Origin of the sequence: Alkalihalobacillus phoenicis (genome assembly GCF_047302405.1) — a bacterium.
Classification (GTDB): domain Bacteria; phylum Bacillota; class Bacilli; order Bacillales; family Bacillaceae_D; genus Alkalihalobacillus.
In genome coordinates this window covers 4,083,915-4,106,677 of sequence record NZ_CP154853.1, presented here as the reverse complement: position 1 = coordinate 4,106,677, position 22,763 = coordinate 4,083,915, and the positions used below count along the sequence as shown (strand labels likewise).

Below are 22,763 nucleotides of genomic sequence, written 5' to 3'. Positions count from 1 at the left end.
CCTCCTTTTCTTTCGTTCCTTATTTTCCAAGACAGAACTGCGAGAACAGTTGATCTAATAAACTGTCCTGAATGGTATCTCCAATAATTTCACCTAATATTTCCCAAGTTCTAGTCACATCTATTTGCACTAAATCGATTGGTACCCCCATATCAATTGCGGCAACAGCATCCTCAATTGTCGACTTAGCTTGCTCTAACAAGGCAATATGACGTGAGTTTGAGACGTATGTGACATCCTCTGCTTCCATGCTGCCTGAGAAAAATAAGTCAGCGATGGCCTGTTCAAGCTCCTCTACTCCCCTATCTTCTATTAAAGCTGTCGTGACAAGAGGACGACCTTCATTTAACTTTTTTACTTTTTCTAGATTAATTTTTCTCTCTTGATCGGTTTTATTCACAACGACAATGACATTCATCATCTGTACAGCTTCGAATAAAGCTTCATCTTCTTTTGTTAATTCATCTCCATAATTTAGAACAAGGAGAATTAATTCAGCTTCTTTTAATACTTGCCGCGAGCGTTCTACCCCAATTTTTTCAACAATGTCTTCTGTTTCTCGAATACCAGCTGTGTCTACTAGTTTTAGTGGTACCCCTCTTACATTGACATACTCTTCAATTACATCACGAGTCGTTCCTGGTATATCAGTAACAATCGCTTTATTTTCGTGGACAAGGCTATTTAATAAGGAAGACTTCCCAACATTTGGTCTTCCAATAATAACTGTAGATAACCCTTCTCTCACAATTTTTCCTTGCTCGGCTGTGATTAACAACTTCTCTATCTCACTTATAACAAAGCCAGCTTTCGTTTTTAATAAATCATGAGTCATTGTTTCCGCATCATATTCAGGGTAATCAATATTCACTTCAACATTGGCGACCGTTTCTAATAAGGCTTGACGCAAGACCGCAATCTTTTTTGATAACCGACCTTCTACTTGATTTAAAGCAATACTCATTGCTTTATCTGTTTTCGCTCTTATAAGATCCATAACCCCTTCTGCTTGCGAAAGGTCAATACGCCCATTTAAAAAGGCTCGTTTTGTAAATTCACCTGGTTCTGCTAGTCTTGCTCCATGTGTTAAAGCGAGCTGCAACACACGGTTAACCGACATAATTCCACCGTGACAATTAATTTCGACAACATCTTCTCGTGTAAATGTCTTTGGTGCTCTTAAGATCGAAACCATCGCTTCCTCTACCCGCTCATCTGTTTTCGGGTCAATCAGATGCCCATACACAATCGTATGAGACGGTACATCCTTTAACGTTTTTTTTCCTGTGTATATTTTATCTGCTATAGAAATCGCTTCATCACCGCTTAAACGAACGATACCTATCGCTCCTTCTCCTAAAGCGGTCGATACAGCTGCAATTGTATCAAACTCCATTTAACCTTCACCTCAATGCTCACATGTCACTAATTATAATGAATAGCGGATACTACCTTTTCAAAATTCCGTCTGTGCCTCTAAAAATTATTTTATTTTTTCCTCTATTAGACACCATTCTATATCCTTCTATTTTAACCGATCGCACGCAAAATTTCTTCCTTTATGTTTGTTCTTATCCACATCTATTTAGTTTATCCTAAATAACGTCAAAATAAGCTAATAATCCACATGTGTATAACAACATTTATACCATTTATACACAGGAAGACTCCCTAATCTTTTACATTATCATACGAATACAACAATGAAAAGTTTCTATCTAGGGAGCTACTAGTTTACAAAATAAAGAAAACCCTCTATCGATGTGATAGAGGATTCTGACAATCCATTTTATTTGGTTTCTGGGACGATGACGATATGGCGATTAGAGCCCTTACCTTGCGAATACGTATCAACTCCAGAGACATTCTGTAACGATGTATGAATCACCTTACGTTCTCCTGCATTCATCGGCTCTAGTACCACTTTTTGCTTCTGTCTTAAAACCTTCCGGCTGACACGATGAGCTAATTGCTCTAAAGCTTCTCTTCGTTTCGCACGGTAATTCTCTGCGTCTAGTTGGATGCGAATATAAGAGTCATCCTGCTTATTAGCGACTAAATTCGTTAAATATTCCAAAGAGTCTAACGTTTGACCTCTTTTGCCGATTAAACGTCCCATATCCTCTTGCCCAATGATTTCAAATAAAATAAAGTCACCTTGTTCCTTCTTTTCGATTTCTACCGAAAAGCCAATCTCTTCAATCATCTCTTTAAGAAAGGTATAACCTATCTCAACCGCATCAGGTTTGATGTAAGCTTCAATAATCGCAGGTTTTGTTCCAATAATACCTAAAAAACCTCTTTGCGGTTGTTCAATCACTTCATAACGAAGACGTTCCTCTGTAGTCCCCAATTCATTCAGTGCTTTTGAAACAGCTTCTTCAATCGTTTTACCTGATACAGTTAATTTGGTCACTTTTTCTTCCCTCCTGAATTTGCTGTTACTTCTTTTTTCTTACCTGCATTCGGACCAGTAATAAAATAAGTTTGAGCAATCATATATATATTACCAACAACCCAATATAATGTAAGTGCTGCTGGGAAGAAGAAGGCAAATACAGCAATCATTACAGGCATGACAACTAACAATACCTTCATTTGTGGGTTATCTTGTACCATCATCATTTTTTGCTGGATAAAAGTCGTAATACCCGCAATAAACGGTAAAATATAGTCAGGTTGATCAAGAGCAAACCATAAGAAAGACCCTTCGCCAATATCTGTTCTCATAATGGCATGGTATAATCCAAGCAAAATCGGCATTTGTACTAAGATAGGTAAGCAGCCCGCTAACGGATTAACCCCTCTCTCTTGCCATAAAGCCATCATCTCTTGCTGTAGTTTTTGTTGAGTCTTTTGATCTTTGGCACTATATTTCTCTTGTAATTTCTTAATTTCAGGTTGAATTTGTTGCATCGCTTTGGCACTTCTTGTTTGTTTAATCATTAGCGGTAACATCACCGTTCTTAACATAACGGTAACTGCCACGATTGACCACCCAAAGCTGCCATTAAACATATCGGCCAGTTTAATAATTAACCAAGATAATGGATAGACAAAATAGGAATTCCATATTCCTTCACTTTCACTCGTGATTGGCTGCTCAATTTCAAAACACCCAGTTAATAGAACAAGCATTCCAATCGTCACTGCTGCAAGGCTAAACTTCTTGAGCACAAGCTCTCCTCCTTGTTCATCTTTCATTAATATATATTGAAGCCCTATATAAAACCAGAAAAGGTTATTTCCCTCTCCTTATATATCGGCCTTTTCTTAATATGTGATGAAGACTACTTTCTACTTCTGAAAACTCCATTGTTGCAACTGGTTTTCTAGCAATCACTACATAATCATATCCAATATGTAGTCTTTCTTTATTTTCTTGGAAAAAAGCTCGAACCATTCGTTTCACTCGATTTCTTGTCACCGCATTTCCAACCTTTTTGCTAACAGACAATCCGAGTCGAAATTTATCTTGTCCCTCTTTTGCTAATGCGTACAATACAAACTGACGATTCGCAACAGATGTTCCTTTATTAAAAACAAGCGAAAATTCCTCATTCTTTTTGATTCGTTGCTCTTTATTCATTCCATTACACCTCAAAACGGTTCACTTATAACCTCTTTTAAAACCGTCTTTTATTTTAAACTGGAAAAAGACCACTGAAATTCAGTGGCCTATGCAGATAACACTTTTCTTCCTTTACGACGACGACGAGCAAGTACTTTACGTCCGTTCTTAGTGCTCATGCGGGCACGGAAACCATGTACTTTTTTACGTTTACGATTATTTGGTTGAAATGTTGGTTTTCCCATTTATTACACCTCCCTCGAGGATATACTCCATTGTAAGACTCTATAAAAGACATTCTTGTAAATTATACGGAACATAAGGGCATGTTGTCAAGGTTCCATTTAGAACTCCCTCAATTTCAAAGTCCCACTTCAAAATCCCTTATCCATATTAGCATATTCCGGTTCAATTTACATTGTGGATAAATGGTAATCGACAATCTTCGCCCTATCCCCAGACTTATCGACAGATTGTACACATATCTTGTGCTGTGGACAACCACAAACCACAGGATGTTGTGGTTTGTGGATAAACGAAGAAATCCGTTGCGGTGTAAGGTTTTTTTTGCTATGATTAATATGTTTTCACTCGTGGACGACTAATTATTGTCATAAACCTGTCCACAGCCTGTGGGTAAGGTTGTGGACAGGTTTATGTTTCTGTGTGTACTTTTTCCACAGACTCTATGGATATGTATAAAACGACACTTTTCTACTATATTATATTTATCTCCACATTTTCTACGTTTTTATGTTTATACAGTTTTATTCACTAGCTTATACAAAGCTTATACAACATAGAATAATGATGAACTCTGTGATTTCTTTTTGTGACTTAAAACAATTCAAGATAGCAGAGATTTTTAAGTTTTATGAGGCTTTTAACCCAACTAAAATAATGATTACAAAGATAGGAGGTTCATCCGTTGGAAAATATTCATGATTTGTGGGAGCGGGTCTTAGCTGAAATTAAGAAAAAAGTAAGCGAACCTAGTTATGACACTTGGCTAAAATCAACAAAAGCCAGTGACATCCAAAATGATGCGATTACGATAACAGCACCAAATGAATTTGCCCGCGATTGGTTAGAAGACCACTATTCTGAATTAACATCAGATACAATTGAGCAATTAACAGGGGCGAGATTGATACCTAAGTTTGTTATTCCTGAACATAAATCTGATGATGATTTATTTCTTGAACCTATTCCTAAAAAGAAAACTGTAACAGAAGCAAATTCGGCAGCCCTATCAACAAAGTCGATGTTAAATGATAAATACACATTTAATACTTTTGTCATCGGTTCCGGAAATCGCTTCGCCCATGCCGCTTCACTTGCTGTGGCAGAAGCACCAGCAAAAGCGTACAATCCCCTTTTTATTTATGGTGGTGTTGGTTTAGGAAAAACACACTTAATGCATGCGATTGGTCATTATGTGATGGACCATAACCCAGATGCAAAGGTTGTCTACTTGTCTTCTGAAAAATTTACGAACGAGTTTATTAACGCGATCCGTGATAACAAAGCCGTTAATTTTCGCAATAAATATCGAAATGTCGACGTCTTGCTAATAGATGATATTCAATTTCTTGCTGGAAAAGAACAAACACAAGAAGAATTTTTCCATACATTTAACGCTTTACATGAAGAATCTAAACAAATTGTCATTTCAAGTGACCGACCGCCAAAAGAAATTCCCACACTTGAAGACAGATTGCGCTCACGATTTGAATGGGGATTGATTACTGATATTACTCCCCCCGATCTGGAAACAAGAATCGCGATTTTGCGTAAAAAGGCAAAAGCTGAAAACTTAGACATTCCGAATGAAGTGATGCTTTATATTGCTAATCAAATCGATACGAATATTCGTGAATTAGAAGGGGCCCTCATTCGCGTCGTTGCCTATTCATCATTAATTAATCAAGATATGAATGCTGATTTGGCTGCAGAAGCTTTAAAGGACATTATTCCAAATTCAAAACCTAAAGTCGTGACAATTATTGATATTCAAAAAGCAGTAGGTGAACATTTCCAAGTGAAGCTGGAAGATTTTAAAGCGAAAAAACGAACCAAATCCGTTGCATTCCCCAGACAAATCGCCATGTACTTATCAAGAGAACTTACAGACTCCTCTTTACCTAAAATCGGAAGTGAGTTTGGGGGGCGTGATCATACAACCGTGATCCATGCCCATGAAAAGATCTCTAGGTTACTTTCAAGCGATCAAGATTTACAAAAAAAATTACAAGAAATTAGCGAACAAATCCGCTCGTAGTGGAAACTGTGTATAACTCACCTTAATTCATACACAGTTTATTAACATGTGGATAACGCGGTGTGATTGAGTTTCTCTTAGTTACCCACATAATCACAGGCCCTATTACTATTACTACTATTCTTTTAATAAAAAAGATCTATAAAAAGGAGTTACTTTCTATGCATTTTTTGATTGAACGCGATCGATTTGTTCATGACGTTCAGCACGTAGCTAAAGCCGTTTCGTCTAGAACAACAATCCCGATTTTAACTGGAATTAAAATTGTTGCGACAAAGGACGGTGTCACCTTAACTGGAAGTGACTCTGATATTTCGATTGAAACCTTTATCCCTAAAGAAGATGAAGAAAAACAATACATTACACTCGAACAAGAAGGCAGTATTGTTTTACAAGCAAAATATTTTGCGGAAATCGTAAAAAAATTACCTGGTGAAGAAATTGAATTAATCGTACAAGATCAATTTGCAGCAACGATTAGGTCTGGTTCTGCTGTTTTTAATTTAAATGGCTTAGATCCTGAAGAATATCCTCGTCTTCCACAATTAGAAGAGGAACTCTTATTCCGTCTTCCGCAAGATATGTTAAAAAATATGATTCGCCAAACCGTCTTTGCGGTGTCCACTCAGGAAACACGCCCGGTATTGACAGGTGTAAACCTAGAGTCGAACGAAGGTGTGCTACACTGTACTGCAACAGATAGTCATAGATTGGCCATGCGTAAAACAAATATTGAAAGAAATGACGAAAGCCTTGCTTTTGAAAATGTCGTGATTCCAGGTAAAAGCTTAAATGAATTAAGTAAAATTATTGATGAAAGCAATGAATTTATCGATGTTGTTGTCACAGAGAATCAAATTTTATTTAAATTAAAAAATTTACTCTTTTTCTCAAGGTTGTTAGAAGGGAAATACCCTGTAACCAAAAATATGATTCCGACTCAAAGCAAAACAACGATTCAATTAAAAACGAAACCATTGCTGCAAACACTAGAACGGGCATTATTGCTATCACGAGAAGCTAAAAATAATGTGATTAACTTAAAAACACTAGAAGAGGGCTTAATTGAAATCACCTCAATCTCACCAGAAATTGGGAAAGTAACAGAAAGAATTCAAAGTCAATCGTTCGCAGGAGAAGAAATGCGTATTTCCTTTAATGGGAAAAATGTTATTGATGCTTTAAAAGTTATTGATAGCGATGAAATTAAAGTTGAATTTACTGGTGCGATGAGTCCATTTGTGATTCAACCAATCGAACAAGATCATTATTTACATTTGTTCTCACCGGTTCGTACTTATTAAACCGCCTATTCATCACCTTTTTTTAGATCAGACTTGGCTAGAATCGTTTCGTTTAGTACAATAGAGACAAGAGAATAAAAAACGGCTAAAGAAAAGACAGCATTTCACTTTCATGATTTGCTGTCTTGCGTTTGATTACGGCAATTACGGATAATTATGTACGGAAAGAAGAGTGAAGGTATGGAGCATATTTCAATTTCGACAGAATACATCACACTTGGTCAATTATTAAAAGAGGTAGGTGCAATTGATACGGGTGGAATGGCAAAATGGTATTTAGCCGAATATGAAGTTCTTGTGAATGGAGAGTTGGAAAGTCGGCGTGGAAAAAAACTTGTTAATGGTGATCGTATCCAACTCGCGGATGGAGCTGAATATGAAATTACAGCTAACTAGAGGATTTTCTTATGCATATTAAATCACTAACGATAAAGCATTTTAGAAACTATCAAGATGCCCAAGTTTCTTTTGATCCCAAAGTGAATGTTTGTATCGGTGAAAATGCTCAAGGGAAGACAAATATCATTGAAGCCATTTATGTATTAGCACTTGCTAAATCACATCGAACGTCTAATGATAAAGAACTAATTAGCTGGGGAGAAGAGTTTGCAAGAATTCAAGGTGAAGTTATTAAAAAGGGATCCCCGCTCAAATTAGATGTCATCATTTCGATAAAAGGGAAAAAGGTTAAACTAAATGGGTTAGAACAACGTAAATTAAGTGAATATATTGGAGCTGTCAATGTGGTCATGTTTGCCCCAGAGGATTTGAACCTCGTTAAAGGTAGTCCTCAAGGTAGAAGGAAGTTTATTGATCGTGAATTAGGTCAAATAAATCCACTTTATTTATATCATTTAGGCCTCTATCAAAAGGTACTGCAGCAACGAAATCAATTGCTAAAGCAGCTGCAAATAAAAAAAGGCTCGCTCGAGATGCTTGATATCTTAACCGATCAAATGATTCCGTTAGCAGCTGAAATCATTCAAAAGCGCTATCGATTTCTTAAACAACTACAAAAATGGGCAGAACAGATCCATTCGGATATTAGCAGAGGGAAAGAATCGCTTAAAATTACATATTTACCATCCTCTGGTGTATCAGAAGAGCTTGATTTGACGAAAATAAAAGATATACTCTATCAAACTTATCAAGAAAAAAAACAAAAAGAAATTCAACGTGGGGTCACATTATTTGGTCCACATCGTGATGATTTAGGGTTTGAAGTGAATGGAAAGAACGTACAAACCTTTGGCTCCCAAGGGCAGCAACGTACGACAGCTTTATCTATTAAGTTAGCTGAAATTGAATTAATTCATTCCGAAATCGGTGAATATCCGATTCTTTTATTGGATGACGTCCTTTCAGAATTAGATGATTATCGTCAGTCTCATTTGATTGAAACGATTCAAAAACGCGTTCAAACGTTTGTAACAACAACAAATCTTGCGGGTGTTCATAAACAAGCCTTAGAGCAAGCTTCCATTTTTGAAGTGGAACAAGGGACGATTCATCCAAAATGATGAGGTGGTGATACGATTGTTTATCCATTTAGGTGGCGATATGGTCGTTCGTGGAAAAGAAATTATTGCGATTTTAAGTCGAGATGTGCAAGAATCATCTACTGTCACAAGTACTTATTTAAAACAAGAGAAAAAGCGAAAACAAGCTATTGTGATTAGTGAAGAATTTATTAAATCGATTGTTATTACAGATCATGCAGTCTATTATTCGCCTGTATCATCGGGTACGTTAAAAAAACGTGCATCGGTTAATGTTGACCTTGATTTCACAGAAAAAGAGTGAACAGCTGATCTGAACAACGATGTGTTAGCTGACGATAAATAGAAAGCGAAAGTATAGAGAATGAAGGTGAAGAACTTGTCGAATGAACAACATTCTGAACAACAATCCTATGATGCGAGTCAAATACAGGTCTTAGAAGGGTTAGAAGCCGTACGAAAAAGACCTGGAATGTATATTGGCTCAACGAGTGCTCGTGGCCTGCACCATCTAGTTTGGGAAATTGTCGATAATAGTATTGATGAAGCAATGGCAGGATTTTGTGATCAAATTGATGTTTTGATTGAAGAGGATAACAGCATTACGGTCATTGACAATGGACGCGGTATTCCAGTAGGGATTCATGAAAAGATGGGGCGACCAGCCGTTGAAGTTATTATGACGGTCCTGCATGCAGGAGGAAAGTTTGGCGGCGGTGGTTATAAAGTATCCGGCGGGCTGCATGGGGTTGGTGCATCGGTTGTTAATGCGTTATCGACAATGTTAGAAGTCGAAATTGAAAGAGATGGGAATCTTTATCATCAAAAATATCATCAAGGTGTCCCTGCGGCAGACTTAGCAATTATTGGACAAAGTGAGAATTCAGGAACGAAAACACACTTTAAACCTGATCCGGAAATTTTCCAAGAAACGATTGTTTATGATTATGATACGTTGGCTCTTCGTTTAAGAGAACTAGCCTTTTTAAATAAAGGCTTAACAATCACAATAACGGATAAACGTGAGGATGGTAAGTCAGCTAAGTATTATTACGAAGGTGGTATCGCTTCATTTGTTAAGCATTTAAACCGTACAAAAGAAGTGCTGCATGATGAACCGATTCACATTGAAGGCGAAAAAGAGGGCCTAAACGTAGAAGTTGCTGTGCAGTACAATGACGGCTACGTTGGCAATCTTTATTCCTTTGCGAATAATATTAGCACTCATGAAGGTGGAACACATGAGTCTGGTTTTAAAACGGCTTTAACTCGGGTGATCAATGATTATGCGAGAAAAAATAGTCTTGTTAAGGAAAATGACCCGAACTTAACAGGTGATGATGTTAGGGAAGGACTTACAGCCATTATTTCTGTGAAAATTCCTGATCCACAATTTGAAGGTCAAACAAAAACGAAATTAGGTAATAGTGAAGCAAGAACGATTACGGATTCATTATTTTCAGAGCATTTTTCACGCTTTTTAATTGAAAATCCACAAGTAGCTAGAAAAATTGTCGAAAAAGGTTTAATGGCATCTCGTGCTAGAGAAGCAGCCAAAAAGGCACGTGAATTAACGCGTCGTAAAAGTGCGTTAGAGGTAAGTGCCCTTCCAGGTAAATTAGCTGATTGTGCTTCAAAGGATGCTTCTATTAGTGAAATATATATCGTTGAGGGTGATTCGGCTGGTGGTTCCGCTAAACAAGGTCGTGACCGTCACTTCCAAGCGATTTTACCTTTACGAGGAAAAATTATTAATGTTGAAAAAGCAAGACTTGATAAAATTCTCGCCAATAATGAAATTCGAGCGATGATTACCGCTTTTGGTACAGGTGTTGGTGGAGATTTTGATATAGAGAAAGCAAGATACCACAAAATTATTATTATGACAGATGCAGATGTGGATGGAGCTCATATTCGAACATTATTGCTTACTTTCTTTTACCGTTATATGAAACCACTTATTGAGTATGGTTACGTGTATATTGCGCAACCACCTTTATATAAAGTGACACACGGAAAAGAAATTCAATATGCATATGTCCAAAAAGAACTAGATCCGATTCTAAAATCATACCCAGAGAATGCCAAAATAGGCATTCAACGTTATAAAGGACTTGGAGAAATGAATCCAACTCAGCTTTGGGAAACGACAATGGATCCAGAGCATCGTACTCTCCTGCAAGTCACATTAGAAGATGCGATTAAAGCCGATGAAATCTTTGAAATATTAATGGGTGATCGTGTCGAACCACGTCGTGACTTTATCCAGGAAAATGCTCAATACGTGGAGAATCTTGATATCTAGTTGGAGGTTTAAGTAATGGCTGAACAGGAACAATCAAGAGTTAAAGGAATAAACATAGCCAAAGAAATGAAAACATCGTTTATGGATTATGCGATGAGTGTAATCGTCAGCCGTGCTTTGCCTGATGCACGAGATGGTTTAAAACCAGTACACCGTCGTATTTTATATGCGATGAATGATCTTGGAATGACAGCTGATAAAGCTTATAAAAAATCAGCACGTATCGTTGGGGAAGTTATCGGGAAGTATCATCCACATGGTGACTCCGCTGTATACGAAACAATGGTAAGGATGGCACAAGATTTTAGCTATCGTTATATGCTTGTAAATGGTCATGGTAACTTCGGTTCAATTGATGGAGACTCAGCTGCCGCTATGCGTTATACAGAGGCGAAGATGTCGAAAATCTCGATGGAGCTTATCCGTGATATTAATAAAGATACGATTGATTACCAAGATAACTACGATGGTTCAGAAAGAGAGCCTGTCGTACTACCAGCGAGATTTCCAAACTTATTAGTTAATGGATCTTCTGGTATCGCAGTTGGGATGGCGACAAATATTCCTCCGCACCAATTAGGAGAAGTGATTGATGGCGTCTTAGCGTTATCTGAAAATCCTGAAATGGACATTGCCGAGTTAATGGAGTTTATTCCAGGACCCGATTTCCCGACTGGTGCTGAAATTCTTGGTCGTTCCGGAATTCGTAAGGCGTATCAGACAGGTCGCGGTTCCATTACTTTACGTGCAAAATCTGATATTGAAGAACATAATGGCAAACCGAGAATTATCGTTTCTGAAATTCCTTATCAGGTTAATAAAGCGAAGTTAATTGAAAAGATTGCTGAACTTGTTCGTGATAAAAAAATCGAAGGCATTACCGATTTACGTGATGAATCGGATCGGGATGGTTTACGAGTTGTCATTGAGTTAAGACGTGATGTAAATGCGAATGTATTGCTAAATAATTTATATAAACAAACATCTTTGCAAACAAGCTTTGGAATTAACTTATTGGCTCTTGTAGACGGTAGGCCAAAAGTTTTAAATTTAAAAGAGTGTTTGGAAGAGTATTTGAAGCATCAAGTTGAAGTTATTCGCCGCCGGACTTCGTTTGAATTAAGAAAAGCAGAAGCGAGAGCTCATATTCTTGAAGGTTTACGAATTGCTCTTGACCATATTGATGAGATTATTAGCTTAATTCGTGCTTCGCAAACAACTGATCTTGCCCGTAATGGTCTAATGGAGAATTTTCAATTAAGTTATGAGCAAGCTCAAGCGATTCTTGATATGAGACTTCAACGTTTAACAGGCTTAGAAAGAGATAAAATTGAAAGTGAATACCAAGAGTTATTAGCCCGAATTGCTGAATTAAAGGCGATTTTAGCTGATGGTGAAAAGGTATTAGAAATCATTCGTGAGGAGCTTTTAGAAATAAAAGCGAAATACAATGATGAGCGTCGTACAATTATCTCGATGAATGAGGACCAGTTTGAGGATGAAGACTTAATCCCACGTCAAAATATCGTGATTACACTCACTCATAACGGATATATTAAGAGATTACCGATTTCTACATATCGTAGTCAAAAACGTGGAGGTAAAGGGATTCAAGGGATGGGTACTAATGATAATGATTTCGTTTCCCATCTGTTCACAACGAATACCCACCATACGATTTTGTTCTTCTCTAATAAAGGGAAAGTGTATCGTTTGAAAGGATATGAAATTCCTGAATTAGGAAGAACGGCAAAAGGGATTCCGATTATTAATCTCCTGCAAATAGATTCTGATGAATATATTAGTACCGTTATTCCTATTGAAGAGTTTAAAGACGATGAGTTTTTATTCTTCTTAACAAAACATGGTATTGCGAAAAGAACCCAGCTATCATCATTTGCAAATATCCGTAAAGGTGGATTATTTGCAATCAACTTACGTGGTGAGGATGAACTTCATGGCGTTCGTTTAACAAATGGCGAAAGAGAAATCATTATCGGAACAAAAAATGGAATGGCGATTCGTTTCCATGAAGAAGATGTTCGATTAATGGGACGTACTGCTGGTGGAGTAAAAGGGATTTCTTTAAAAGATGATGATTATGTTGTTGGAATGGATATTATTGAAGAGGGACATCAAGTCTTAATTGTTACTGAAAAAGGATATGGTAAACGAACACCGATTGAGGAATACCGTATTCAAAACCGTGGTGGTAAAGGAATTAAGACTTCGAACATTACTGATAAAAATGGGTCGCTCGTCGCCTTAAAAATTGTATCTGATGACCATGATATTATGATTATTACGGTTAGTGGTGTCATTATCCGTACACAAGTCGAAGGGATTTCCATAACTGGACGTAATACTCAAGGGGTTAAAGTGATTCGAATTGATGAGGGTGAAGAGGTTGCAACTGTAGCCCGAGTTGAAATCGAAGACGAGGAAATTAATGATTTAGAAGATGAAGTTGAATCCAATGTGGAATCAATGGAGCAAGAAGAATTAAGTGAAGAAGTAGAGACTGTCAAGGAATCTGATGAAGAAACCGATGAGTCATAATGTAAGACACATATCTAAAGAAAAGTTGGATGGGAAACCATTCAGCTTTTTTTGATTCTATTAAATCAGTAAGCGACTTAGAATGCGTATGTAATAGTTAATAAAGCCGAGTATATTTCAAATAATCTAAGAAGCATAGAATATTGACCAATCTCAATAATGCACTTATACTATGTATGTAACTAAACATACCTTTTTACTAGGGATAAGAGATATATGTATAAACATTACAAAACCAATGGGAGGTTAAGATGAAAAAGTTAGCATTTATTTCATTTATATTTATTTTAATCACTTTAGTTGCTTGTTCAGGACAATCGAATGAGTCAGAGGGAAATACAGCGACAGAACAAGCAAGTGGAGGAGATTTAGTTGTTGATTTAACTTCTGCACCAGTCTCATTGGATCCACATGCCGCAAATGATGGGAACTCATTATATGTTATGAGTGCGATCTATGATACGCTTGTTTTTCTCGATAAAGATTTAACATTAAAACCAGGTTTAGCAGAAAGTTATGAACAAATTGAAGATACGGTATGGGAACTAAAGTTACGCCAAGGGATTGAGTTTCACGACGGAACACCATTTAATGCAGAAGTCGTAAAAGTGAACTTCGATCGTATATTCGACAAAGATGTCGCATCCCCTGTCGGTTTTCTTTTTGATATGGTAACAAATGTAGAAGTAATTGATGAGTATACTGTACACATTGAAACAGAATTTCCTTTTGTAGCGTTACCAGCTCATTTAGCACATCCGGCAGGACATATGATTAGTAAAGAAGCGATTGAAGCTGATTATGAGGCAATGGAAAATGGAGCACCGCCTTTTGCTTATGTAAATGAAAATCCAATTGGTACAGGTTATTTTAAATATGAATCAAGTGTTCCAGGAGAAAATGTTACGTTAACTAAAAATGAAGACTACTGGGATATTGAAGCGAATGTTGATAAGGTTACATTTAAAGTTGTTCCCGAGGATCTGACAAGAATTGCTGAATTACAAACAGAAGAGGCCGATATTATTTATCCGGTAAATCCAAATGATATCAATCAATTAGAGAATACGGATGGTACGGTGGTTCAGCAATCAGATAGTTCAAATTTAACGTATATTGGCTTTAATTTAGAGGTAGAACCATTTAATGATAAACGGGTAAGGCATGCCATCACAATGGCCATTGATAAAGAAGAATTAATTGATGGGATTGTAGATGGAGTGGCTTTACCGGCACAAGGGTTTTTAGCTCCGACCGTTTATGGATATTCAGATGACATTACTCCACTAACTTATAATGTTGAAGAAGCCAAAAGTTTATTAGAAGAAGCTGGTTATGCTGATGGTTTCCAAGCAACGATTTTAACAACTGATTTGCGTTCTAATATTAACATTGCTGAATATGCTCAAGCACAATTAGCTCCACTTGGCATTGATTTATCGATTCAAATTGCTGAACAAGGTGCTTATCTTGATGCAACAGCAAAAGGAAATCATCAATTATTTGTTGGAAGTTGGGGAACTGTTACTCTTGATGCGGATTATGGGCTATATGGGATGTTTCATTCGTCTAATGTTGGAGCACCAGGTAACCGCTCATTTATCCAAAATGATGATGTGGACGCTCTATTAGAAGCAGGGAGAAAGGAAATGGACGAAGCTACACGTTTAGAATTATATAAAGAAGTGCAACAGTTACTTGTGGATGAAGCACCACTTGTACCAGTGTACCACTCTATTTTATTAACTGGCTTACGTGACAATGTAGAAGGTTATTTCCAATATCCAAGTAGTTTCTTATTTTTACGTGATGTAGAATTAAAAGAATAGATAGTTGTTTTCGAAAAAGTCACCAGCCGATTTAAGAGGAGCTGGTGACTTTTTTATGTGACTAGACAATCGGTAGGGAGATTCTGAGCTGTTAAGATGAATACAAGTGGTTAATAGAAAGGGAGTTAGTCTCTTGCTAGGAGTAAGTATTTAAAGAAATAACTCTCCTTGTAAAAGCTCATTGAAGATGGAAAGTCCATTTAGTTTTTAGTCCTATACAACAGCTTGTGAAAATGAGATGGAGAATGGTTTTGATTTTTAATTACTCACCTTTCGCATCGAGAAAATCCGTTCAACTAGTTGGCAGAGCGAAAGGGAAGCTCTTAAACAAATGCCCTTGACACGTTTGAAAAGCGAGAACGCACTATTACACCAAACGGATAAACTGTGCATTAAGAAAAAATAGACAATGCTCTTCTTCGGCGGTCGCTCCCAAACAGACACTCCGCGTCCTGCAGGAACCTCATGAGCCTCCTCAGCACGCTTGCGGGGTCTCCGTGTCTGTTTGTCCGCTAGATACTGGAATCGAATCTAGGTTCCTTTTTCTCATTGAATAAAAAAACAGTCATGACTTCAACGTACATTAGCTTGAGAATGATTTTTCTCTTTCCATGACTAAATCCGTTACAGTTGTAAACAAATCATTGTTGATGCTCTGTACATTAGCTAGATGATCGAGCTTGTTTATCCTGTCTTTTGATGACTACAGACTTAGGAAAAAATAGGTGGCAACTACCTATTTAGTTCCATAACCAACAAAGTGAAGAAGAAGGTCCTTCTGCGTTAGAAATAGCTGATTTGGAAAAAGCAATATCATCAAGCCTCTCCCCTACACTTAGCGGACAAAACCATACGGAGACTCCCGCAGGAATAAACTGTGGAGCGAGACCCCACAGGTGTACCGAGGAGGCTCGCCAGGTTCCTGCAGGACGCGGAGTATGGTTTTGGTAGCGACTAGCCGAAGAGCTTCATTTTAGTGAACAGATTTCTTCAACAGCCTACGAAGAGATGTGTTCAGACTGTCAACGATTGAACCGTCCATGTAAAGTCAATTTGAGTATGGTATCGCCCTAAAATCAATCTCTATCAACGGTTAAGAGTCAATTATACGCTGCGAAAGTTGAGTTAATTATTTATTTTTAATAAAACTGTTGCAATGTAATAAGATACTATGGTATATTATTTCTTGTCGCTAAGACGCACAGCAAAAACAACTCATTAAACAAAATATTTTAATGAAAAAAAGTTGTTGACTTGAATGAGTCGAAGTGATATATTAGATAAGTCGCCAATGAGCGAAACAAGTTCTTTGAAAACTGAACAAAAGCCAAGCGAATTAAAGAGATACAAGGTATCTCGTCAATGTTAGTCATTGAGAAATCAATGCAAATGGAACTTCAGTGAAAACTGAAGCTAGCCAGCAAAAATGAGCGAATCAGCTTATCCTTTAACGGAGAGTTTGATCCTGGCTCAGGACGAACGCTGGCGGCGTGCCTAATACATGCAAGTCGAGCGAACCAAAGGGAGCTTGCTCCCAGAGGTTAGCGGCGGACGGGTGAGTAACACGTGGGCAACCTGCCCTGTAGACTGGGATAACATCGAGAAATCGGTGCTAATACCGGATAATCAAAGGAATCACATGGTTCCTTTGTAAAAGATGGCTCCGGCTATCACTACGGGATGGGCCCGCGGCGCATTAGCTAGTTGGTAAGGTAATGGCTTACCAAGGCGACGATGCGTAGCCGACCTGAGAGGGTGATCGGCCACACTGGGACTGAGACACGGCCCAGACTCCTACGGGAGGCAGCAGTAGGGAATCTTCCGCAATGGACGAAAGTCTGACGGAGCAACGCCGCGTGAGTGATGAAGGTTTTCGGATCGTAAAGCTCTGTTGTTAGGGAAGAACAAGTGCCGTTCGAATAGGTCGGCACCTTGACGGTACCTAACCAGAAAGCCACGGCTAACTACGTGCCAGCAGCCGCGGTAATACGTAGGTGGCAAGCGTTGTCCGGAATTATTGGGCGTAAAGCGCGCGCAGGCGGTCTTTTAAGTCTGATGTGAAATATCGGGGCTCAACCCCGAGGGGTCATTGGAAACTGGGAGACTTGAGTACAGAAGAGGAGAGTGGAATTCCACGTGTAGCGGTGAAATGCGTAGATATGTGGAGGAACACCAGTGGCGAAGGCGACTCTCTGGTCTGTAACTGACGCTGAGGCGCGAAAGCGTGGGGAGCAAACAGGATTAGATACCCTGGTAGTCCACGCCGTAAACGATGAGTGCTAGGTGTTAGGGGTTTCGATGCCCTTAGTGCCGAAGTTAACACATTAAGCACTCCGCCTGGGGAGTACGGCCGCAAGGCTGAAACTCAAAGGAATTGACGGGGGCCCGCACAAGCAGTGGAGCATGTGGTTTAATTCGAAGCAACGCGAAGAACCTTACCAGGTCTTGACATCCTTTGACCACTCTAGAGATAGAGCTTTCCCCTTCGGGGGACAAAGTGACAGGTGGTGCATGGTTGTCGTCAGCTCGTGTCGTGAGATGTTGGGTTAAGTCCCGCAACGAGCGCAACCCTTGATCTTAGTTGCCAGCATTAAGTTGGGCACTCTAAGGTGACTGCCGGTGACAAACCGGAGGAAGGTGGGGATGACGTCAAATCATCATGCCCCTTATGACCTGGGCTACACACGTGCTACAATGGATGGTACAAAGGGCAGCAAAACCGCGAGGTCGAGCCAATCCCATAAAGCCATTCTCAGTTCGGATTGTAGGCTGCAACTCGCCTACATGAAGCCGGAATTGCTAGTAATCGCGGATCAGCATGCCGCGGTGAATACGTTCCCGGGCCTTGTACACACCGCCCGTCACACCACGAGAGTTTGTAACACCCGAAGTCGGTGGGGTAACCTTTTGGAGCCAGCCGCCTAAGGTGGGACAGATGATTGGGGTGAAGTCGTAACAAGGTAGCCGTATCGGAAGGTGCGGCTGGATCACCTCCTTTCTATGGAGTATTTAACTCTAGTCGAACTTATACATCTTTGATGTGTAAGGCGCTTCGGTCTTTTTGTTCAGTTTTGAAAGAGCTAATCTTTCAAATTTAAAACAGCTAAGACGTTTGAGAATATCGAACATCTAAGTCTGTTGGCAAGAAGCAACAAGGAGTTCAAGGACATGAAATTCTGGTGACTCGGAGCGTGCTTTAGCACGTGAGAATCGGAAGAAGGAAATGGACGAAGAAATCCGCCGTTGATTCGCAGCCAAGTGGTTCTTTGAAAACTAGATAATAACGATAAACATGATTAATTCATCGGAGTCTATAACGATAGACGAACGAGAATGTCAAGAATTCATATCAAACCTTTGATAATACGACCAAAGAGATTCGAGCAATCGAAAATCGGAAGTCAAATTTGGTCAAAAGCAACAAGGAGATCGAGGAAACGAAGCTTCGAAAGAATGGAGCGTACATCCGTACGTGACATGACTGAGAAGGTGAAGTGGACGAAGAAATCCGCCGTTGATTTGCAGCCGAAATGGTTAAGTTAGAAAGGGCGCACGGTGAATGCCTTGGCACTAGGAGCCGAAGAAGGACGCGACGAACGGCGAAACGCCTCGGGGAGCTGTAAGTAAGCTTTGAACCGGGGATATCCGAATGGGGGAACCCACCATCTTTAATAGGATGGTATCCATATCTGAATACATAGGGTATGAGAAGGCAGACCTGGGGAACTGAAACATCTAAGTACCCAGAGGAAGAGAAAGCAAATGCGATTTCCTGAGTAGCGGCGAGCGAAACGGAAACAGCCCAAACCAAGAGGCTTGCCTCTTGGGGTTGTAGGACACTCTATACGGAGTCAAAAAGAAACGAAGTAGGTGAAGCGACCTGGAAAGGTCCGTCGAAGAGGGTAACAACCCCGTAGCCGAAACTTCGTTTCCTCCAGAGTGGATCCTGAGTACGGCGGGACACGTGAAACCCCGTCGGAATCCGGGAGGACCATCTCCCAAGGCTAAATACTCCCTAGTGACCGATAGTGAACCAGTACCGTGAGGGAAAGGTGAAAAGCACCCCGGAAGGGGAGTGAAAGAGATCCTGAAACCGTGTGCCTACAACTAGTTGGAGCCCGTTAATGGGTGACAGCGTGCCTTTTGTAGAATGAACCGGCGAGTTACGATGTCGTGCAAGGTTAAGCTGATAAAGCGGAGCCGTAGCGAAAGCGAGTCTGAATAGGGCGAATGAGTACGCCGTCGTAGACCCGAAACCGTGTGATCTACCCATGTCCAGGGTGAAGTTCAGGTAACACTGAATGGAGGCCCGAACCCACGCATGTTGAAAAATGCGGGGATGAGGTGTGGGTAGGGGTGAAATGCCAATCGAACTCGGAAATAGCTGGTTCTCCCCGAAATAGCTTTAGGGCTAGCCTCGAGGTGAGAGTATTGGAGGTAGAGCACTGATTGGACTAGGGGTCCCCACAGGATTACCGAATTCAGTCAAACTCCGAATGCCAATTACTTATCCTCGGGAGTCAGACTGCGAGTGCTAAGATCCGTAGTCAAGAGGGAAACAGCCCAGACCATCAGCTAAGGTCCCCAAGTATACGTTAAGTGGAAAAGGATGTGGAGTTGCTTAGACAACCAGGATGTTGGCTTAGAAGCAGCCACCATTTAAAGAGTGCGTAATAGCTCACTGGTCGAGTGACTCTGCGCCGAAAATGTACCGGGGCTAAACGTATCACCGAAGCTATGGATTTACACCTTCAGGTGTAAGTGGTAGGGGAGCGTTCTAAATGCAGCGAAGTCAGATCGTGAGGACTGGTGGAGCGTTTAGAAGTGAGAATGCCGGTATGAGTAGCGAAAAGAGGGGTGAGAATCCCCTCCGTCGAAAGCCCAAGGTTTCCTGAGGAAGGCTCGTCCGCTCAGGGTTAGTCGGGACCTAAGCCGAGGCTGAAAAGCGTAGGCGATGGACAACAGGTTGAAATTCCTGTACCACCTCCTCACCGTTTGAGTAATGGGGGGACGCAGAAAGATAGGGTAAGCGCACTGATGGATATGTGCGTCCAAGCAGTTAGGCTGAGAAGTAGGCAAATCCGCTTCTCGCGAAGGCTGAGCTGTGATGGCGAGGGAAATTTAGTACCGAAGTTCCTGATTCTACACTGCCAAGAAAAGCCTCTAGCGAGGTGAGAGGTGCCCGTACCGTAAACCGACACAGGTAGGCGAGAAGAGAATTCTAAGACGCTCGGGAGAACTCTCGTTAAGGAACTCGGCAAAATGACCCCGTAACTTCGGGAGAAGGGGTGCTCTATTAAGGTGAATAGCCTGAGAGAGCCGCAGTGAAAAGATCCAAGCGACTGTTTAGCAAAAACACAGGTCTCTGCGAAGCCGCAAGGCGAAGTATAGGGGCTGACACCTGCCCGGTGCTGGAAGGTTAAGAGGAGGGGTTATCCCTTACGGGAGAAGCTCTGAATTGAAGCCCCAGTAAACGGCGGCCGTAACTATAACGGTCCTAAGGTAGCGAAATTCCTTGTCGGGTAAGTTCCGACCCGCACGAATGGTGTAACGATTTGGATACTGTCTCAACGAGAGACCCGGTGAAATTATAGTACCTGTGAAGATGCAGGTTACCCGCGACAGGACGGAAAGACCCCATGGAGCTTTACTGTAGCTTGATATTGGATGTTGGTACAGTTTGTACAGGATAGGTAGGAGCCTTGGAAGCCGGAGCGCTAGCTTCGGTGGAGGCGTCGGTGGGATACTACCCTGACTGTGCTGACATTCTAACCTCGGACCGTGATCCGGTTCAGGGACAGTGTCAGGTGGGCAGTTTGACTGGGGCGGTCGCCTCCTAAACAGTAACGGAGGCGCCCAAAGGTTCCCTCAGAATGGTTGGAAATCATTCGTAGAGTGCAAAGGCAAAAGGGAGCTTGACTGCGAGACCTACAAGTCGAGCAGGGACGAAAGTCGGGCTTAGTGATCCGGTGGTTCCGCATGGAAGGGCCATCGCTCAACGGATAAAAGCTACCCTGGGGATAACAGGCTTATCTCCCCCAAGAGTCCACATCGACGGGGAGGTTTGGCACCTCGATGTCGGCTCATCGCATCCTGGGGCTGAAGTAGGTCCCAAGGGTTGGGCTGTTCGCCCATTAAAGCGGTACGCGAGCTGGGTTCAGAACGTCGTGAGACAGTTCGGTCCCTATCCGTCGCGGGCGCAGGAAATTTGAGAGGAGCTGTCCTTAGTACGAGAGGACCGGGATGGACACACCGCTGGTGTACCAGTTGTTCCGCCAGGAGCATCGCTGGGTAGCTACGTGTGGAAGGGATAAGTGCTGAAAGCATCTAAGCATGAAGCCCCCCTCAAGATGAGATTTCCCATGGAGTTAATCCAGTAAGACCCCTTAGAGATGATGAGGTTGATAGGTCTGGTGTGGAAGCGTGGCGACACGTGGAGCTGACAGATACTAATCGGTCGAGGACTTATCCATTATTATTCTTGACATCATGTTTTATCAATTATCTAGTTTTGAGAGAACCCTCTCAACAGTTTGGTGGCGATAGCGAAGAGGTCACACCCGTTCCCATGCCGAACACGGCCGTTAAGCTCTTCAGCGCCGATGGTAGTTGGGGGTTTCCCCCTGCAAGAGTAGGACGTTGCCAGGCGATAAAACACATTCCAGTAGGGATGTGTTTTTTAGTATGCATAAAGAGAACGCTCGGGCGCTGAAGAGCTCTGGCCCGAGAGGGCAGCATCTGCGGAGGATAGGCTTCTCAAAGAAACCCTCATGAAAACCATCATGGAAAAAGCCTCATGAATCAACCAGGAGTCGGGTGTGAGACGAATCGGTTGTCTTCGTGTCACCTCGTGAGAAGCCTCGAAGAAAAAGCGACATGTCCTGCTTCCCTGAAGAAGAGAATCGAAGAGACAGTAGGACGTTGCCAAGAGATAAAGCACATTCCAATTAGGGATGTGTTTTTTTAAGGTGATTAGGAATATATAATGTTTTATTGACTTGATAGGATAAAACCGTATTTGAATAAACATAAGATGAACAAAACAGGACAAACTGTATATGAAAAAAGAAAGGAGATGACTAATATGACAAAAAAATATAATAAAGGAAGCCGTAATCAAAATGCTCCACAATTACATGGGCAAACACCTATTAGTGGAGACAACAGTAAAGGAGTTAAAAGAAATAAAGATCAGAGTTCTAAAACCGAAGAGTAGTTTAAGTAATTGTTCAACGTGAAAGGTCTCAACAAATGGATAAGTAGAAATAAAACCGACTCGCTCTTCTTTATGCGGCACGTTAGCTTTAATTGAGAAGCTATTACGTGTCGCTTCTATATATTTACGGGGGCAGTTTATTATTTGCTACGGAAATAGACTTGCTTTCTGTGGCCCGGTGGTAAGCCTCCTCGAACTT

General features: G+C 40.6%; 14 protein-coding genes and 3 rRNA genes. 12 read left to right on the top strand and 5 right to left on the bottom strand.

Annotated features, from left to right (window positions below; all coding sequences use genetic code 11):
- Nucleotides 1–19: 19 nt before the first annotated feature.
- The 5 genes from mnmE to rpmH all read right to left on the bottom strand — a co-directional run bounded on the left by mnmE (nt 20) and on the right by rpmH (nt 3,816).
- On the bottom strand, nt 20–1,396 hold the full coding sequence (gene mnmE, locus AA0017_RS19345) for a tRNA uridine-5-carboxymethylaminomethyl(34) synthesis GTPase MnmE (RefSeq protein ID WP_413377099.1): 1,377 nt from the start codon (nt 1,394–1,396) through the stop codon (nt 20–22).
- 393 nt (nt 1,397–1,789) lie between these two features.
- The gene (gene jag / locus AA0017_RS19340) at nt 1,790–2,416 is read right to left on the bottom strand and encodes an RNA-binding cell elongation regulator Jag/EloR (RefSeq protein WP_413377097.1); all 627 of its coding nucleotides are present in this window, start codon (nt 2,414–2,416) and stop codon (nt 1,790–1,792) included.
- Nucleotides 2,413–3,177: a YidC family membrane integrase SpoIIIJ gene (gene spoIIIJ / locus AA0017_RS19335; protein WP_413377096.1), complete on the bottom strand. Its 765-nt coding sequence runs from the start codon at nt 3,175–3,177 to the stop codon at nt 2,413–2,415. The genes jag and spoIIIJ overlap by 4 nt, the downstream gene beginning before the upstream one ends.
- Before the next feature lie 64 nt (nt 3,178–3,241).
- Nucleotides 3,242–3,589 carry a ribonuclease P protein component gene (gene rnpA / locus AA0017_RS19330; RefSeq protein ID WP_413377094.1) on the bottom strand — a complete coding sequence of 116 codons (348 nt, stop codon included), beginning with the start codon at nt 3,587–3,589 and terminating at the stop codon, nt 3,242–3,244.
- 89 nt (nt 3,590–3,678) lie between these two features.
- A complete protein-coding gene (rpmH, locus tag AA0017_RS19325) occupies nt 3,679–3,816 on the bottom strand; it encodes a 50S ribosomal protein L34 (protein ID WP_003323480.1) in 138 nt (45 codons plus the stop codon).
- A 683-nt stretch (nt 3,817–4,499) separates the two neighbouring features.
- Between rpmH and dnaA the strand changes: the two genes are divergently transcribed.
- The 12 genes from dnaA to AA0017_RS19265 all read left to right on the top strand — a co-directional run bounded on the left by dnaA (nt 4,500) and on the right by AA0017_RS19265 (nt 22,564).
- Nucleotides 4,500–5,852 carry a chromosomal replication initiator protein DnaA gene (gene dnaA / locus AA0017_RS19320; protein WP_413377092.1) on the top strand — a complete coding sequence of 451 codons (1,353 nt, stop codon included), beginning with the start codon at nt 4,500–4,502 and terminating at the stop codon, nt 5,850–5,852.
- A gap of 161 nt (nt 5,853–6,013) precedes the next feature.
- A complete protein-coding gene (dnaN, locus tag AA0017_RS19315) occupies nt 6,014–7,156 on the top strand; it encodes a DNA polymerase III subunit beta (RefSeq protein WP_413377090.1) in 1,143 nt (380 codons plus the stop codon).
- A gap of 180 nt (nt 7,157–7,336) precedes the next feature.
- On the top strand, nt 7,337–7,552 hold the full coding sequence (gene yaaA, locus AA0017_RS19310) for a S4 domain-containing protein YaaA (RefSeq protein WP_003323476.1): 216 nt from the start codon (nt 7,337–7,339) through the stop codon (nt 7,550–7,552).
- Between the two features lie 11 nt (nt 7,553–7,563).
- Nucleotides 7,564–8,676: a DNA replication/repair protein RecF gene (gene recF, locus AA0017_RS19305; RefSeq protein ID WP_413377087.1), complete on the top strand. Its 1,113-nt coding sequence runs from the start codon at nt 7,564–7,566 to the stop codon at nt 8,674–8,676.
- Between the two features lie 16 nt (nt 8,677–8,692).
- Nucleotides 8,693–8,959, top strand: coding sequence for an extracellular matrix regulator RemB (gene remB, locus AA0017_RS19300; protein ID WP_413377085.1), 267 nt, complete (start codon nt 8,693–8,695; stop codon nt 8,957–8,959).
- Between the two features lie 60 nt (nt 8,960–9,019).
- A complete protein-coding gene (gyrB, locus tag AA0017_RS19295; protein WP_413377083.1) occupies nt 9,020–10,960 on the top strand; it encodes a DNA topoisomerase (ATP-hydrolyzing) subunit B in 1,941 nt (646 codons plus the stop codon).
- A gap of 15 nt (nt 10,961–10,975) precedes the next feature.
- Nucleotides 10,976–13,519, top strand: coding sequence for a DNA gyrase subunit A (gyrA, locus tag AA0017_RS19290; protein WP_413377081.1), 2,544 nt, complete (start codon nt 10,976–10,978; stop codon nt 13,517–13,519).
- 251 nt (nt 13,520–13,770) lie between these two features.
- Nucleotides 13,771–15,348, top strand: coding sequence for a glutathione ABC transporter substrate-binding protein (locus AA0017_RS19285; protein WP_413377079.1), 1,578 nt, complete (start codon nt 13,771–13,773; stop codon nt 15,346–15,348).
- 1,447 nt (nt 15,349–16,795) lie between these two features.
- Nucleotides 16,796–18,346: ribosomal RNA gene (locus AA0017_RS19280) — 16S ribosomal RNA — on the top strand.
- A 534-nt stretch (nt 18,347–18,880) separates the two neighbouring features.
- Nucleotides 18,881–21,821 (top strand): 23S ribosomal RNA (locus tag AA0017_RS19275).
- Nucleotides 21,822–21,880: 59 nt separating this feature from the next.
- Nucleotides 21,881–21,996, top strand: a 5S ribosomal RNA gene (gene rrf, locus AA0017_RS19270).
- Together the 16S, 23S and 5S rRNA genes form the textbook arrangement of a ribosomal RNA operon.
- A 436-nt stretch (nt 21,997–22,432) precedes the next feature.
- Nucleotides 22,433–22,564: a hypothetical protein gene (locus AA0017_RS19265; RefSeq protein WP_413377077.1), complete on the top strand. Its 132-nt coding sequence runs from the start codon at nt 22,433–22,435 to the stop codon at nt 22,562–22,564.
- The last annotated feature ends 199 nt before the right edge of the window (nt 22,565–22,763 follow it).

Coding starts and splice junctions, on each gene's coding strand:
- mnmE (WP_413377099.1), bottom strand. CDS start 1,396: ATGGAGTTTGATACAATTGCAGCTGTATCGACCGCTTTAGGAGAAGGA.
- AA0017_RS19265 (WP_413377077.1), top strand. CDS start 22,433: ATGACAAAAAAATATAATAAAGGAAGCCGTAATCAAAATGCTCCACAA.
- recF (WP_413377087.1), top strand. CDS start 7,564: ATGCATATTAAATCACTAACGATAAAGCATTTTAGAAACTATCAAGAT.
- rnpA (WP_413377094.1), bottom strand. CDS start 3,589: ATGAATAAAGAGCAACGAATCAAAAAGAATGAGGAATTTTCGCTTGTT.
- dnaN (WP_413377090.1), top strand. CDS start 6,014: ATGCATTTTTTGATTGAACGCGATCGATTTGTTCATGACGTTCAGCAC.
- yaaA (WP_003323476.1), top strand. CDS start 7,337: ATGGAGCATATTTCAATTTCGACAGAATACATCACACTTGGTCAATTA.
- AA0017_RS19285 (WP_413377079.1), top strand. CDS start 13,771: ATGAAAAAGTTAGCATTTATTTCATTTATATTTATTTTAATCACTTTA.
- gyrA (WP_413377081.1), top strand. CDS start 10,976: ATGGCTGAACAGGAACAATCAAGAGTTAAAGGAATAAACATAGCCAAA.
- rpmH (WP_003323480.1), bottom strand. CDS start 3,816: ATGGGAAAACCAACATTTCAACCAAATAATCGTAAACGTAAAAAAGTA.
- gyrB (WP_413377083.1), top strand. CDS start 9,020: ATGAAGGTGAAGAACTTGTCGAATGAACAACATTCTGAACAACAATCC.